We start from the raw sequence: 15,237 nt of genomic DNA, 5'->3' as shown, positions 1-15,237 counted from the left end.
CTCCCCCTCAATCGATGATGGCGGCCGACGCCGCTCGTGGTGACGAACTGGCCCAGCGCCACAGCTTCGCATCGCGCAGTGGCAGGACCAGGAACAGGTGCTCGACCACGCCGAGTACGGCGAGGCCGGCGATCGCGACCGCGCCGACCGCCGCGCCGCTGCCGGCCGGCGCCGCGTCCCCGGCCTGCCACGCCCACAGGGCAATGGCGCTGCCGAACAGGATCGAGAAGGGAAACAGCGGGTTCAGCCGGCGCTTGCGGAAATAGCTTTTGAGATAGGCGAGATGCGCCGGGAACACCTCGTCGCTGAGATTGGGTACGCCGAGATACAGGTTGAACTTGGCCGACAGCCTGAGCGCGAACAGCAGCAGGAAGGTGCGCGGCGCGGTCTGGTTCACGGCGTTCCAGGTCAGCAGGAACAGCAGGATCGTCGTCGCGGCGATCGCCAGTTCGTGGTGGATCACGGTCGCCGTGGCGGCGCGGAACCGCGCCCAGCCAGTCGCGCCGGGCGGGCATTCCGCGCGGTTCGGGCCGGCGACGTGCCCCATCAGGAAGCTCATCTCGTGCCATCCCCAGATCACGATCGCCGCGCCGAAACCGAGATAAGCGCCGTCCGCGCCGGCATCGTCGGCCTTGGCCCAGACCAGGCCGAGCGCGGCGATCGCCACCACACCGGCCAGCGTCAGGCTGGTGCGGAAGGTCTCGCGCGGCCGGCTGTCGAGCCACACCACCGCGCCGGTGCCGATGAACCACAGCAGCAGTGCAAAGAGGAGCGGGGGGAGGGTCACCAGGCTGGCACCAGCCGCACGGTATCGGGCGCGGCATTGCGCTTGACCGGGGTCAGATAGAGCCAGGCGAAGCTCGCCGCCGCCGCGCCGACCAACGCCACCCGCTTGATCGCGCCGACCATGCCGCCCTGCGCCTTGGCTGCATCGATCGCGCCGGCGATGCGGCGCATCCGCTCCAGCCCGGCGCGGAAGCGCGGTGCATCGGTATCGAGCACCAGCGGGAACACCTGCCGCGTGATCGCCGAGCAGATCGCGAACACGCGGAGATCGTAATCGGTCGGATCCATGCCGAGCGCCTTGTGGAACGCCGGGCGGTTGTGATCCCGCACGTACATCGTGGTATAGACCGCAACTAGGAAGAAGCGGATCCACCATCTGTTGATGCCCGTGAGCAGCTTGGGATCGGTGCGCATCAGGATGGCGAAGGCGTCGCCATGGCGGAACTCGTCGTTGCACCACAATTCGAACCAGTCGAAGATCGGGTGAAAGCGCAGTTCGGGATGCTGCGCGAGGTGGCGGTAGATCGTGATATAGCGGGAATAGCCGATCTTCTCGCTGAGATAGGTCGCGTAGAAGATGAATTTGGGCCGGAAATAGGTGTATTTCTTGACCCGCGTGAGGAAGCCGAGATCGACCCCGATGCCGGCATCCTTCAGCGTATCGTTGATGAAGCCGGCATGGCGGCTTTCGTCCCGGCTCATCAGCTTGAATAGAGACTTTACGTCCGGGTTGGTCACGCGCTTGGCGATTTCCGCATAGAGGATGCAGCCGGAAAATTCCGCGGTCAGCGAGCTGACCAGGAAATCGGTGAATTCGGCGCGCAGCGCCTCGGGCAGGCTTTCGATCACGCCGTCGAACGCCGCGGTCCGCTTGAAATGCAGCCGGTTGGGATCGCTCTCCATCTCGGCGATCAGCGTATCCCATTCGGCGCGCACCGCGGACACGTCGATCCGGTCCAACGCCGCGAAATCGGTGGTGTAGAAGCGCGGCGACAGGACGGTGTCCTGCCGCGCGATGGCGAACGTGTCCGCCGGCGAGCTGGCGGGCGTGACGGGCGTATGCGCGTTCATGCTGTCGTCCGATCTGAAAAGCTGACGTCGTAGAGTTCGGTCATCTCGAAATGGCCGGCGAACTTGGTCCACACCCGTTCGTGCCAGGCGGCGCGCTCGACCGTGGCGAGCCGTTCCACCTCCAGGCGTTCGCCGAAGCCGATCACGATCGGCGCGCCATGCACGCGCACCCGGTCGCCCGGGCCGATCGCGATATCGCCGAGCTCGACATGCGCGCAGAGGAACTCGTCGCTATGTTCGATCACGACGCGGCACAACGTGTCGAAGCGGGTGCGGCGTAGCGCGCTCATGCCGCCGGTCCCTTGGCATCGAGCAGGGCAGCGAAGGTCGCGCGGTTGGTCGAGCCGAACGCGGTCAGCTCGATCGCGCGCCCGGTCGCGCTGTCGGTCAGCGACAGCTCGCCGTCGCGCCACAGCGTCAGCGTGAAGGGCGGCCCGTCGCCGATGCCGTGCGCGCGCCGCTCCCGTGCCAGCCCGCGCATCACGCCGCGCACGAAGCCGGTCTGTTCGCCCGGCGCGATCACCGCCGCCGTGCCGCCTTCCACGTCGGCGATCACCACCGCACCATCGGCGCGGTCGATGAAGCGCAGCACGCGCGTCTTGACCGGCGCGACATGCGCTTGTTGGCGCAGCAGCACGGGCGAGGCGGCCGGCGCGATCCCGGCGATCCGCATCATGCCGGTCGCGGCGATAGCGAACAGCACGAGGCTGCCCGCGGCGATGAGCGTGGGGCGCGGCACCAGGTCGGGCGAGCGGGCGGTCCTGCTCATGCCGCCTGCGCCTCGGCACGGCCCGGCGCCGGGCGCGGCGCGCTATCCGGCGCGGTCAGCCGGCTGCCGGGGCTGGCGGCGAGGCAGGTCCGCGCGATCAGCGCGGCGACCTGCGCCGCATCGGGCAGGGCGCGCAGCATCGGCTGCGGCGTGACGATCTTCCACGGCCGGGCATGCGGCCATAGCGCGAGATAGCCGAGCTGCTGGGGGCCGGTGATCGCCAGCGGCACGTCACCCGATCCATCGGCACGCCGGGCGAGATCGACCGCGCCGATCAGCGGCAGCGGCAGGTTGATGCATTTGGGCAGCGCCATGCCCACCCGCAGCACGATGCGCTTGTTGGTCAAGGTATAGACCGTGCTGCGTGCCGCGCCCCAGGCGAGCAGGTGTAGCAGGCCAACGCCGGCGATCCCGGCGATGATCGTCATCGCGCAGCCGACCAGATCGCCCGGCGCATCGATGCCCTGAAGCGCCGCGCCGGCCAGCGCCCATAGCGCGAGCACCGCGAAATAGCCGGCCACGAGCCGCGTATGGAAAGCGGTGCGCGCCAGCACGCGCCGATCGGGTGCGCCTTGCCACAGGATCCGCTCGCCCGGCGGGGGCAGGCCGGGCAGGCCGGGGATCGGTTCGTCGTCATGCTCGATCACAGCAGCGGCTCCTGTCGTGCCGGCGTGGCGTAGAGATAACCGCCGCCGAAATAGGCCTGCACGCGCTCTTCCTCATAGAGCGTGATTCGGTCGGGGGCAGCGATGCGCGGCGCGCCGGCGAACTGGTGGGCGAGCAGCGCATCGATCACCAGCCGGCGCCGGTGGCGATCGACCTTGGCCATCATCAGCGGCGCGAGTATCGCGCCGCCATCCATGCCGAGCTGCACGTAGCGGATCAGGCGATCGGCGCGGTCGATCCACAGATCGTCGATCGTGCCGGCGACCACGCCATCGGCGCCAAGCAACGGCCAGCCGAGCATCGTCGGGTCCGGCGCGGCGACCGTGAATCCGGCCGCTTTGCTCAGCGGCACGATGCGCGGATGGCCCTCCATATCGACATCGGGGCGCTGCGCGCGGTTGGCCCAGGCTGCCGGGCCGATGCCGTCGGCCAGCGGGTTGCCGGTCGGCGCATAAGGCGCGCCGGCAAAGCGATCGGTGCGGCGCGCCGCGATGTCGACCGGTTCGCGCGGGCTGGACCCGGCGACGACCCGGCCGTGGCCGAACGGTAGCAGAAACCATTTGTCGCTGGCGGTGTGCAATGGCCCGCCGACCGTATCCAGCCGGCCGGTCATCTCGTCCTCGAGCGGATAGCCTTCGCGGCGATCCTCGCGGCGCAGATAGAAGACCAGGCAGATGAAGAACAATACGAACGCCCAGAAGACCAGCAGGGCGACATCGATGCCGGAGGTGAGATGCGGGTTCATGGCATGCCCTTTCAGATCGGAAATTCGCTGAGGCCGAAACGCGTGCGGGCCGGGCTGCTGCCGCGGACCAGCGGCCCGAGCGCGACCAGCGTGCCGAGCAGCAGCACGATCTCGATCCCGTAGACCGCGGCATAGCCGGTCACCGGCCCGGCCGCCGGGGCGGCCAGCGTGGCACCGAACGCGCCCGCCGCCGCCGCTGCCGACGCCAGATCGCGCAGCACCGCGCCAAGCGCGATCGCCAGCCCTGCGGCTGTCGCCTGCACCGCGCCCCATGCGCCGAGCGCCAGGCCAGTGCGCCCGCTCAGCGATTCCTCGTCCGAGATCGCCACCGCCGCGCTCAGCGTCCCGACCGAAAACAGCCCGCCGCCCAGGCCGATCAGCGCCGCGCCGATGCCGAGCAGCGCGACCAGGCTCAGGGCCCCCGCGAAGATCACGCACAGGAACGCGGCGATCCCGAGCACGCCGCCATAGCCGGCCAGCCGGTGCGGATCGTCGCCCTCGCCGAGCCGCCGGGCGGCCAGCGCGAAGCCGGCAAGCATGCCCAGCGCCCACAAGGCGGTCAGCGCGGTGGTCGCGCCGACCGACAGGCCCAGGATCTGCCCGCCATAGGGTTCGAGCAGCACGTCCTGCATGCTGAATGCGGCCGCGCCGAGCCCGACGGTGACGAGCAGCCGTCGCGTGCGCGGGCGGGCGATGAACTGCGCCCAGGCCGGGCCGAACGCGGGCGCCGTAACCCGCACGGCGGCGATGGTGCGGTCGCGCGCCTCCTGCTTCCACAAGGCGATCAGGTTGAGGCTCATCGTCAGCAGCGCGGCGCCCTGGACGATCTGCACCAGCCTGGTCGCGGTGAAATCGGCGAGCAGCCGCCCGATCACGATCGCGCTGATCATCATGCCGGCAAGCAGCATCACGTACAGCAAGGCGACGACGCGCGGGCGGGCGTGATCGGGCGCGAGATCGGCGGCGAGCGCGAGTCCAGCGGTCTGCGTCATGTGCATGCCCGCGCCGATCAGCAGGAACCCCGCCGCCGCGCCGATCTGGCCGACGATTGCCGGGCCGGTGCCGCCGCCGGTCATTACCAGCATCGCGAAGGGCAGGATGGCGAGCCCGCCGAACTGCAGCAGCGTGCCGAACCAGATATAGGGCACGCGCTTCCAGCCGAGGATCGAACGATGGTGATCGGACCTGAAGCCGATCAGCGCGCGCAGCGGCGCGAACAGCAAGGGCAGCGAGACCATCGCCGCAACCAAGCTGGCGGACATGCCGAGTTCGACGATCATCACGCGGTTGAGCGTGCCGGTGAGCAATACCGCCGCCATGCCGACCGAGACCTGGAACAGTGACAGGCGCAGGATGCGCCCGAGCGGCAGGTCGTCGGTCGCCGCGTCCGCGAACGGCAGGAAACGGCTGCCGAGCCGGTTCCAGAACGTGCCGTTGGTCAAGGCGGCGAGGCGGCTCATCCCGGCAGCACCTCCAGCGCATGGCTGGTGTAAAAGCCGCTGGCGATGCGCGCGTCGCGCGCGACCCGGGCCTGCGGCAGCGCCTGCATCAGCAGCGTGCGCAGCAGCCGTTCGCGCACCGGCTCGATCGCCGGCGCGCGGTCGCTGCGCGGGAACAGCTTGCCGATCGCGTGCATCGCCTGCAGCGGGCGTGTCGCTGGCGCGAACGTGAACAGCAGCGAGCCACGCGTGCGCGCGGCCAGCCCGCGGGCGACATCGACCATGTCGGTGTGGCGGTAATGGATCAGCGAATCCATCGCCACGACATGGTCGAACCGGCCAAGCGCGGGATCGAGCAGGTCGCCGACCCGCCAGTCGATCGACAGTGCCGCCGGCGCGCGATCGCGCGCCACCGCGACCAGGCTGCCGGCGACATCGATCGCCACCACGTCGGCGCCGCGCCGCGCCGCTTCGACCGCCAGCGCGCCGGTGCCGCAGCCCGCGTCGAGCAGCCGCAGGCCGGTCATGTCGGCAGGCAGCCAGGACAGCAATGTCTCGCGCATACGGTTGCGCCCGGCGCGTACCGTCGCGCGGATGCCGCTAACCGGCGCCTCCGAGGTCAGCCGCTGCCAGGTCTTGGAGGCCGTGCAGTCGAAATAGCTTTCCAGCCGCGCACGCCGGTCGTCATAGCTGCGGGAGAGCGCCGGGCTCGACATCACTCGAACCCCAGGAATTCGAAGATGTCGCGGTCCTTCATCGGCTCGGCATCGAGCGCATCGCAGCCCGCCCACATCATCGCCGCGAGCCGCTTATATTCGTCGCAGGCGGCGGCGACCTCGGGAGTCTGCTCCATCTCGAACAAGGTGCATTTCTTGAGGCGGCTGCGACGGATCGCATCGAGATCGGGGAAGTGCGCCAGCCGCTTCAATCCCGTCGCCGCGTTGAAGCGATCGATCTCATCGGTCGCCGCCGATCGGTTGGCGATCACGCCGGCCATGCGCACGTCGTAATTCTTGGCCTTGGCCTTGATCGCCGCGACGATGCGATTCATCGCGAAGATGCTGTCGAAATCGTTCGACGCGACGACAACCGCGCGCTCGGCATGCTGCAGCGGTGCGGCAAACCCGCCGCACACCACGTCCCCCAGCACGTCGAACAATACGACATCGGTTTCCTCGAGGAGGTGATGCTGCTTGAGCAGTTTCACCGTCTGCCCGACGACATAGCCGCCGCAGCCGGTGCCCGCCGGGGGCCCGCCCGCCTCGACGCACATCACGCCGTTATAGCCCTCGAACATATAATCCTCGGGCCGGAGCTCCTCGGCATGGAACTCGACCGTTTCGAGCACGTCGATCACCGTCGGCATCAGCTTCTTGGTCAGCGTGAACGTGCTGTCGTGCTTGGGGTCGCAGCCGATCTGCAGCACGCGCTTGCCGAGCAGCGAGAAAGCGGCGGAGAGATTGGACGACGTGGTCGACTTGCCGATCCCGCCCTTGCCGTAAACCGCGAACACTTTCGCAGTGCCGATGCGATCGGCGGGATCGAGCTTAACCTGCACGCTGCCGTCGCCGTCGAGGCCGATCAGGTCGCGGGTGCGTGCCGGGGGATCGAGCAGGGCCATCATCTTGTCCTTATGCCGCCACCGCGGTGACGCCTTCGAGGCGGTCTTCGAGTTCGTCGCTGGCGGCGTGGAGCGCCGCCAGGGTGGCGGCGTCGGGCGCCCAGAATTGCCGGTCGCTAGCCTCGATCAGGCGATTGGCGACGCGCGCGGACGCCTTGGGGTTGAGCGTGGCCAGCCGCTCGCGCATCTCGGCATCGAGCACATAGGTTTCGCTGATGCGCTGATAGATCCACGGGCTGACCTCGCCGGTGGTCGCCGACCAGCCGACCGTGTTGGTGACGTGCGCCTCGATATTGCGGACGCCTTCGAAGCCGTGGCGCAGCATGCCCTCGTACCAGAGCGGATTGAGCATCCGGGTGCGCGTTTCGAGATCGACCTGTTCGGTCAGCGTGCGCACCTTGGACGCGCCCTGCGTGGCATCGACGATGTAGATCGGCGCGGCCTTGCCCCGGGCGCGCGTGATCGAGCGGCTGATCCCGCCCAGCGCGTCGACATAATGATCGATGTCGGTGACGCCGAGCTCGACCGAATCGAGATTCTGATAGGCCAGATCGACGCCTTCCAGCGCGCTCTTGAACAGATCGGCTTGGCGCGCCGGCGTGCCACTGCGGCCATAGGCATAGCCCTTCTGGCGCTCGAACACTTCGGCGATTTCGTCCGGATCGCTCCAGGCGCCATCGTCGATCAGCATGTTGACGTTGGCGCCATAGGCGCCCTCGGCATTCGAAAAGACGCGCAGCGCTGCGGTTTCCAGATCGCAATCGTGGCGGGCAGCGTGCATCAGGCTGTGCTTGCGGACGAAATTCCGGTCAAGCGGCTCGTCGGCCGTCGCCGCGAGCCAGGCGGCCTCGGCGATCATCCTGGTCTGGAGCGGCAGCAGATCGCGGAAGATCCCCGACAGCGTCACGACCACGTCGATCCGTGGCCGCCCCAGTTCTTCAAGCGGTATCAGTTCGGAACCCGATAGCCGCCCATAACCATCAAAGCGTGGGCGCGCGCCGATCAGGGCGAGCGCCTGCGCGATCTGCGTGCCTTCCGATTTCAGATTGTCGGTGCCCCACAGCACCATGGCGAGCGTTTCCGGGAAGGCCGCACCGCTTGCCATGTGGCGCGCGATGACCTGATCGGCCTGCGCATTGCCCTGCGCCAGCGCGAAACTGCCGGGGATGCGGAAGGGATCGAAGCCGTGGATGTTGCGCCCGGTCGGCAGCACCTTGGGGTTGCGCGACACGTCGCCGCCGGGGGCGGGGCGAACATAGCGCGCGTCGAGCGCGTGGATCAGCGCTGCGAGCTCGTTGTTTTCAGGCGCGAGATCGGCGTCTGCGCCTGCCGCGATCGTCTGTGCGCGCGTTGCTTCGGACAGCGGCGTGCCGAGCACGTGGAGCCCGTGCGGGATGAGTTCGCGCTCGACTTCGTAAAGCCGCGTGGCGAGCGCCGCTATCTCCCAAGCGCCGTCACCCTGAGCTTGGCTCGGGGTCGATCCCTCCGCTGGCAACGCCGCCGCGTGCGGTACGACGGATGCTGAACCGGGTTCGGCACGTCGGTCGGAAGGGGGGCGGAGGTCGAGCGTCTCGGCCGATGCGCGGATCATCGGCTCCAGCGCCGCGCGTTCGTCTTCCGACGGCGAGGAGCGCCACCGTTCGAGCAACGCCTTAAGTTCGTTCAGCCCCTTGTAGAGCCCGGCTTCGGCGAGCGGCGGGGTCAGGTAGCTGATCAGTGTCGCGCCCGACCGGCGCTTGGCGATCAGCCCTTCGGAAGGATTGTTCGCGGCATAGAGATAGAAGTTCGGCAGGTCGCCGATCAGCCGCTCGGGCCAGCAATCGCCGCTCAGTCCTGCCTGCTTGCCGGGCATGAATTCGAGCGCGCCGTGCGTGCCGAAATGCAGCACCGCGTCGGCGCGGAAATCCTCGCGCAGCCAGCGATAGAAGGCGCTGAACGCGTGCGTCGGCGTGAAGCGGCCCTCGAACAGCAGCCGCATCGGATCGCCCTCATAGCCGAAGGCAGGCTGGATCCCGACGAACACCTGGCCGAACTGCGCGCCGAGCACATGGATCGATCCGCCGTCGCTCTGCTGCCTGCCCGGCGCCGGGCCCCATTGCGCCTCGATCGCCGCCAGATGCGGTTCGCGGCGGACATGATCGTCGGCCGGGATGCGGGCATGGACATTGGCGTCGGCACCATAGCGCGCGGCGTTGCCGTGCAGCACCGCATCGCGCAGCGCATCGACGGTGGCGGGGACGTCGACCTGATAGCCTTCCGTTGCCAGCTTGGTCAGCGTCGCATGCAGCGATTCCCACACCGCCAGATGCGCGGCGGTGCCGGTCGCGCCGGCATTGGGCGGGAAGTTGAACAGGACGATCGCCAGTTGCCGCGCGGCGCGGTCGGAGCGGCGCAGGTCGACCAGCCTGGCGATCTTGCCGGCAAGCGCCTCGGCGCGTTCGGGGCAGGAGCGCATCTCGCGCGTCAGGCCCGAGGCCGGGAAGGTGCAGCGACGCCCGCATCCGGTGCACGCGCCCGACCCGTCGGCACGGCCACCGAACACGCTCGGCAGCACTGCGCCATCGAGCTCGGGAATCGCCACCATCATCGTCGCTTCGAGCGGCAACAGCCCCTGGCGCCCGGCGCCCCATTGCTGCAGCGACTGGAATTCGAGCGGGTGCGCGGCGATGTACGGCACGTCGAGCGTCGCCAGCATCGTCTCCGCCGCTTCAGCATCGTTATAGGCCGGGCCGCCCACCAGGCTGAACCCGGTGAGCGAGACGACGGCATCGACGATCGGTGCGCCGTCGGCGAGGAAGAACCGCTCGATCGCCGGGCGTGAATCGAGGCCACTGGCAAAGGCGGGGATGACGCGCAGCCCCTTGGCCTCGAGCGCCGCGATCACGCCGTCATAATGGCCGGTATCACGGCCGAGCAGATAGGAGCGCAGCATCAGCACGCCGACCGTGCCGCGCGTCGCGGTGGTTCTCGGCAGCGCCTCGACGCGCTCGGCCATGCGGCTGGCGAGCGCAGGATGATAGACGCCGATCTCGGGATAATCGTGCGGTGCCGCGGCGCGCGTCGCATGGCCGGCATAGCGGCTGGCGAGCGCCTGGATCATGCCGACGACATTGTCGTCGCTGCCCGCCAGCCAATATTGCAGCGTGAGGAAATAGGCGCGCACGTCCTGCGCGGTGCCGGGAATGAAGCGCAGCATCTTGGGCAGGCGGCGCAGCATCTTCATCTGCCCCGCGCCCGACGAAGCGCCCGGCTTGGCCGAACCACGCAGCCGTTTGAGCAGCGCCAGCGGCCCGCGCGCTGGCCTGTCCATGCGATAGTCGCCCAGCCTGGTCAGCTTGACCACCTCGCTGCCCGACATCAGCCCAACCATTGCCGCGCATGCCTCGCGGCGCGCGGTGAGCGCGGGGAGGACGGCGCGGATATGATCGTCGAGGAACAGCATCGTGGCGATGACGATGTCGCCGCGCGCGATATCGGCGCGGCAGCGATCGAGCGCGCCGGCGTCGCGGTCCCAGTCCGCGGCGGCATGGAAGCCGATGGTGATGCCGGCGCCGTCCGCCGCGAAGCGCGCGGCGGCGCGCTCGGCGGCACCCGCGAGGTGATTGTCGAGCGTGACGATCACCACGTGCAGCGGGGTGGGGCGGGGCGCGCTAGCGGGCATGATGCGCCTTCGCATCGTACAGCGTGTCGAGCGTGATGGTGGCGAGGTTGCGCTCGGCAGCGAACTTCTCCGTGTTCCGCCGCGCCTTGCCGCGCACGAAGAACGGGATCTTGAGCAGCTCGCGCTCGGCCTCAGGGGACCATGTCCCCCTCCCGCTTGCGGAAGAGACCGGGGGAGGCGATGTTTCAGCCGCAGCGCTGCCGACGTCGACGGGGCCTTTCCCAACCCCGCCCGCGAGCGGGAGGGGCGCAAGGTGGCTTGCCCCTGCGGCATCGCTGAACTCGAAATCGTCGCGGAACATCGTCAGCAGATGTTCCTCCAGGCCCATGACCAGCGGGTGGACCCAGGTGTCGAACAGCACGTTGGCGCCCTCGAACCCCATTTGCGGGCTGTAGCGCGCGGGGAAATCCTGCACGTGAACGGGCGCGGAGATCACCGCGCAGGGGATGCGCAGCCGCTTGGCGATGTGCCGCTCCATCTGCGTGCCGAGCACCAGCTCGGGCTGCAGCGCCTGGATCGCCTCCTCGACCGCGAGATAATCGTCGGTGATCAGCGGCTCGACACCGTAGCGCGCGGCGGCGTCGCGCAGGTCGCGGGCGAATTCGCGATTGTAGCAGCCGAGCCCGACGACCTCGAAGCCGAGTTCGTCCTGCGCCACGCGGGCGGCGGCGATGGCGTGCGTCGCGTCGCCGAACACGAACACGCGCTTGCCGGTCAGGTAGGTCGAGTCGACCGAGCGGCTCCACCAGGGCAGGTTGGAGGTGTCCAGCGCGGGCGCGGGATCGACGCCGGCCAGCGCGGCGACTTCGGCGATGAAGGCATGCGTGGCGCCATGGCCGATCGGCATCGTGCGGACGGTCTTCTGGCCAAAGGTCTTCTCCAGCCAGCGGCACGCCGTGTCGGCGATCTCGGGATAGAGGCAGATGTTGAAATCGGCCGCGCCGAGCCGCGCAAGATCGCCCGGCGTCGCGCCGAGCGGCGCGGTGACGTTGATGTCGATGCCGAGCGTGCCGAGCAGCCGCGTGATCTCGATCACGTCGTCGCGGTGACGAAAGCCGAGCGCGGTCGGCCCCAGCAGGTTGGCGCGTGGTCGGTGGCCGCCGCGCCCCGCTGGCCGGACATGCGTGTCGGCGAGCGTTCGCACCAGCTGGTAGAACGTCTCGCTCGCCCCCCAATGCTCCTTGCGCTGATAGCTCGGCAGGTCGAGCGCGACGACCGGGCAGGGCAGGCGCATTGCCTCGGCGAGTCCGGCGGGGTCGTCCTGGATCAGTTCCGCGGTGCACGAGGCGCCGACCAGCATCGCCTGCGGCTGAAAACGGGCAAAGGCATCGCGCGCAGCCTGCTGGAACAGCTGCGCCGTATCCTTGCCGAGATCGCGCGCCTGGAAAGTGGTATAGGTGACCGGCGGGCGCTTGCCGCGGCGTTCGATCATCGTGAACAGCAGATCGGCATAGGTGTCGCCCTGCGGCGCGTGGAGCACGTAATGCACGCCATCCATCGCTGTGGCGATCCGCATCGCGCCGACATGGGGCGGGCCCTCGTAGGTCCAGACGGTGAGTTGCATCGCCTCAGACCCTCAGCACGTCGCGCCGCCGGAGCGGTCGCGCGAAGAGTTCGGCCAGGTCGCCGGCCTGATCGAAGCCGTGGATCGGCGAGAAGACCAGTTCGATCGCCCATTTGGTGGTCAGCCCTTCGGCCTCCAGCGGGTTGGCGAGGCCGAGTCCGCACACGGTGAGATCGGGCCGCGCCGCGCGAACGCGATCGAGCTGCCTGTCGACGTCCTGGCCTTCGCTGAGCAGCGTGTCGGTCGGGAGCAGCACCAGTTCGTGCGCCAGAAGACGGCGATGCAGATACGGAGTGCCGACCTCGACCGGCTGCATGCCTAGTTCGCTTGCCAGGAACCGCGCCAGCGGCACTTCGAGCTGCGAGTCCGGCAGGAAGGTGATGCGCTTGCCCGCGAGCCGCTCGCGCGAATGTTCGATCGCACGTTTGGCGCGCTCGCGGCCCGGGGCGATGGTGCGGCGGAAATGCATTTCGTCCACGCCGAAGGCCTGCGCGGCGGCGTGCAGCCAATGCGTCGTGCCCTCCGCGCCGAACGGAAACAGCGCGTCGAGCCGTGTCGCACCGCGATCTTCCAGCGCGCGCGCCGTCTCGCCGAGAAAGGGCTGGGCGAGCAGGAAGCGCGTCTCGGGCCCCACCGGCGGCATCGCCCCTGCGCGCCGCGCGGGCAGGCTGTGGACCGGCCCGATGCCGAGTTCGGCGAGCAGGCGCAGGAACTGATCCTCGACCACATCGGGCAGCGCGCCGACGATCATCAGGCTGGGCGCGCCGGACGTGTCGGCGTCGAGATTCGCGACCAGCGCCGCCAGGCATGCATCCTCGCCCTCGGTGAAAGTCGTTTCGATGCCGCTGCCGGAGTAGTTGAGGATCTTGGTCGTGCCGGCATGCTTGACCGACAGCCGCGCGGCGGCGCGCGAGAGATCGAGCTTGATCACTTCCGACGGGCACGAGCCGACCAGGAACAGCAATTTGATCTCCGGCCGGCGCGCGAGCAGCCGATCGACCACGCGATCGAGCTCCTCGTTGCAATCGGCCATGCCGGCGAGATCGCGCTCCTCGATGATCGCGGTGGCGAAACGCGGCTCGGCAAACACCATCACGCCGGCGGCGGATTGCAACAGATGCGCGCAGGTGCGCGAGCCGACCACGAGGAAGAAGGCATCCTGCACCTTGCGGTGCAGCCAGATGATGCCGGTGAGGCCGCAGAACACTTCACGCTGCCCGCGCTCGCGCAGTATCGGGGCATCGCACCCCAGCGCAGCGGGCCGCGCCGGGGTCACCCGGCCACCGCCAGCACGGCGCGATCGCCCTGCAACCGCGCGGCGCGCAGCTTGAGCAGGAATTGCGTCGCGTTGATCGCGTAGCTGGCATAGGCGGCCAGCGCGAGCAGCATGCGGCCGCGTTCGCTGCCGATATCGCCGATCAGCGCGACGAGATAGGCAGTGTGCAGCGCCAGCACGAGCATGCTGAACACATCTTCCCAGAAGAAGGCGGGCGCGAACAGCCAGCGGCCGAACACGACCTTCTCCCAGATCGAACCGGTGATCATGATCGCATAGAGCGCGAGCGTTTTGATCACGATCGACGCTGTCGCGATGGCGGCGCCATCACCTGTGGTAAGATAGCGCAGCACCAGGAACAGGCTGACGAGGAAGATCAGGAACTGCAGCGGCGCCAAGACCCCCTGAACCAGCGTCCAGCGTGACGTGTCGCGGCGGCGGCGCTGCGCGGGCGTGTAGAGCGGTGCGGCGATGCCCCTGTGTCTCTCTGCGAAGGAAGGGTTGATCGCCCGCATCGCCCACCTGTCTGCCCGTCTCGGTTGGCCAAGACTAGGCGCCGCCAACTCAAAGTGTCAATAACATTTGACGTCCAGACAAATAGACACATGCTGCCGTGCAGCATCGGTTGTCGGTTGTCAGCGCCCGGGAACAGGCATAAGTTACGAGTCGCGGCTAACTCAGTTATATATCGAGTGGCGTCCAGTATCGCGAAAGTGTCGACCAGGCTGGGGAGAGCCGGTGATGGCATCGATGACCCAAATCGAGCGTGGTGGCCGCGACCTGGCCGGCGATCCGTGCGTCGCCAAGTTTGGCATAAGCAGTGAAGAACTCAGCGCGTTCCGGGGGCGGCTGGAGCGCAACTATGCGCAGTCGCTGTCGACGCTGATCGAAAGCGAGATCATCCCGCGCCTGATGGCGGTCCATGCCGGTGATACGCGGACGCCGGTGTTCGCCGACGCCCAGACGATCCATGCCGCCGAAATCGACGCGTTCGCGCCGCTGGTGATGCAGATCGATGCCGATGCGCTGCTGACGCATATCGAGGCGATCCTCGATCGCGGCGTGGCGGTGGAGACGGTGATGGTCGATCTGCTCGCTCCCACCGCACGCCTGCTCGGCGAATATTGGGAACAGGATCGCTGCGATTTCGTCGACGTCACGATGGGATTGTGGCGACTGCAGGAAGTGGTCCATGAGATCGCCGGCCGCGCGCCGAGCGCGCAGGCCGGTCGGCATCGGGCATTGTTCGCGTCGATGCCGGGCGATCAGCACAGTTTCGGCATTGTCGTGATCGACGAAGTATTTCGACTGGGCGGCTGGCTGACAGACCGGATCGCCGAGGCGCCGATCCCCGAACTGCTCGGCCGCGTCGCCCAACAGCGGTACGATATGATCGGATTGACGATTAGTTGTGACTACCATATCGCCGATTTGGCGTCGATCATTGCTGCGTTGCGGAACGTTTCACGAAATTCGCAGGTCTGCATCATGGTCGGGGGCAGGATTTTCAGCGCGAACCCTGATCTTGCCGATCAGGTCGGGGCCGACGGCACCGCCCGCGATGCGAAACTTGCGCTGAAGGTCGCTGGGGAACTCGTCCGCGAACGCGAATGGGAGGCCACGGCGTGTAATTGATATT

At 68.3% G+C, this 15,237-nt stretch carries 14 protein-coding genes; 1 reads left to right on the top strand and 13 read right to left on the bottom strand.

Annotated elements, in window-relative coordinates; genetic code table 11:
* Positions 1-7: 7 nt before the first annotated feature.
* Genes puhE through bchF form a run of 13 tightly spaced genes read right to left on the bottom strand, consistent with a single transcriptional unit; the run spans position 8 to position 14,113 of the window.
* Positions 8-787 carry a putative photosynthetic complex assembly protein PuhE gene (gene puhE / locus NV401_RS13145; protein ID WP_261294890.1) on the bottom strand — a complete coding sequence of 260 codons (780 nt, stop codon included), beginning with the start codon at positions 785-787 and terminating at the stop codon, positions 8-10.
* Positions 784-1,857, bottom strand: coding sequence for a magnesium-protoporphyrin IX monomethyl ester (oxidative) cyclase (gene acsF / locus NV401_RS13140; protein ID WP_261294889.1), 1,074 nt, complete (start codon positions 1,855-1,857; stop codon positions 784-786). The genes puhE and acsF overlap by 4 nt, the downstream gene beginning before the upstream one ends.
* Positions 1,854-2,147 (bottom strand): hypothetical protein, encoded by a 294-nt coding sequence (locus NV401_RS13135; RefSeq protein WP_261294888.1) that lies wholly within the window; start codon positions 2,145-2,147, stop codon positions 1,854-1,856. The genes acsF and NV401_RS13135 overlap by 4 nt, the downstream gene beginning before the upstream one ends.
* Positions 2,144-2,626 carry a photosynthetic complex assembly protein PuhC gene (gene puhC / locus NV401_RS13130; RefSeq protein ID WP_261294887.1) on the bottom strand — a complete coding sequence of 161 codons (483 nt, stop codon included), beginning with the start codon at positions 2,624-2,626 and terminating at the stop codon, positions 2,144-2,146. Before puhC ends, NV401_RS13135 begins: the two co-directional genes overlap by 4 nt.
* On the bottom strand, positions 2,623-3,273 hold the full coding sequence (gene puhB / locus NV401_RS13125) for a photosynthetic complex putative assembly protein PuhB (RefSeq protein ID WP_261294886.1): 651 nt from the start codon (positions 3,271-3,273) through the stop codon (positions 2,623-2,625). Before puhB ends, puhC begins: the two co-directional genes overlap by 4 nt.
* Positions 3,270-4,037 (bottom strand): photosynthetic reaction center subunit H, encoded by a 768-nt coding sequence (puhA, locus tag NV401_RS13120; protein ID WP_261294885.1) that lies wholly within the window; start codon positions 4,035-4,037, stop codon positions 3,270-3,272. The genes puhB and puhA overlap by 4 nt, the downstream gene beginning before the upstream one ends.
* A gap of 11 nt (positions 4,038-4,048) precedes the next feature.
* The gene (locus tag NV401_RS13115; protein ID WP_261294884.1) at positions 4,049-5,497 is read right to left on the bottom strand and encodes a BCD family MFS transporter; all 1,449 of its coding nucleotides are present in this window, start codon (positions 5,495-5,497) and stop codon (positions 4,049-4,051) included.
* On the bottom strand, positions 5,494-6,192 hold the full coding sequence (bchM, locus tag NV401_RS13110; RefSeq protein WP_261294883.1) for a magnesium protoporphyrin IX methyltransferase: 699 nt from the start codon (positions 6,190-6,192) through the stop codon (positions 5,494-5,496). Before bchM ends, NV401_RS13115 begins: the two co-directional genes overlap by 4 nt.
* The gene (gene bchL, locus NV401_RS13105) at positions 6,192-7,097 is read right to left on the bottom strand and encodes a ferredoxin:protochlorophyllide reductase (ATP-dependent) iron-sulfur ATP-binding protein (protein WP_261294882.1); all 906 of its coding nucleotides are present in this window, start codon (positions 7,095-7,097) and stop codon (positions 6,192-6,194) included. Before bchL ends, bchM begins: the two co-directional genes overlap by 1 nt.
* Before the next feature lie 10 nt (positions 7,098-7,107).
* Positions 7,108-10,758, bottom strand: a complete 3,651-nt coding sequence (locus NV401_RS13100) for a magnesium chelatase subunit H (RefSeq protein WP_261294881.1) — start codon at positions 10,756-10,758, stop codon at positions 7,108-7,110.
* Entirely contained in the window at positions 10,748-12,322 is a 1,575-nt protein-coding gene (bchB, locus tag NV401_RS13095) for a ferredoxin:protochlorophyllide reductase (ATP-dependent) subunit B (protein ID WP_261294880.1), read from the bottom strand. Before bchB ends, NV401_RS13100 begins: the two co-directional genes overlap by 11 nt.
* 4 nt (positions 12,323-12,326) lie before the next feature.
* Positions 12,327-13,598 carry a ferredoxin:protochlorophyllide reductase (ATP-dependent) subunit N gene (locus NV401_RS13090; RefSeq protein WP_261294879.1) on the bottom strand — a complete coding sequence of 424 codons (1,272 nt, stop codon included), beginning with the start codon at positions 13,596-13,598 and terminating at the stop codon, positions 12,327-12,329.
* The gene (gene bchF, locus NV401_RS13085) at positions 13,595-14,113 is read right to left on the bottom strand and encodes a 2-vinyl bacteriochlorophyllide hydratase (RefSeq protein ID WP_261294878.1); all 519 of its coding nucleotides are present in this window, start codon (positions 14,111-14,113) and stop codon (positions 13,595-13,597) included. The genes NV401_RS13090 and bchF overlap by 4 nt, the downstream gene beginning before the upstream one ends.
* 226 nt (positions 14,114-14,339) lie before the next feature.
* Here bchF and NV401_RS13080 point away from each other — a divergent pair, with 226 nt between their 5' ends.
* Positions 14,340-15,233 (top strand): cobalamin B12-binding domain-containing protein, encoded by an 894-nt coding sequence (locus NV401_RS13080; protein WP_261294877.1) that lies wholly within the window; start codon positions 14,340-14,342, stop codon positions 15,231-15,233.
* Positions 15,234-15,237: the final 4 nt, after the last annotated feature.

The organism is Sphingomonas hylomeconis, from assembly GCF_025370105.1.
In the GTDB taxonomy this organism is placed as follows: domain Bacteria; phylum Pseudomonadota; class Alphaproteobacteria; order Sphingomonadales; family Sphingomonadaceae; genus Sphingomonas; species Sphingomonas hylomeconis.
Note: the sequence above shows the minus strand (reverse complement) of the source record. Positions and strands in the feature narration are given on the sequence as shown.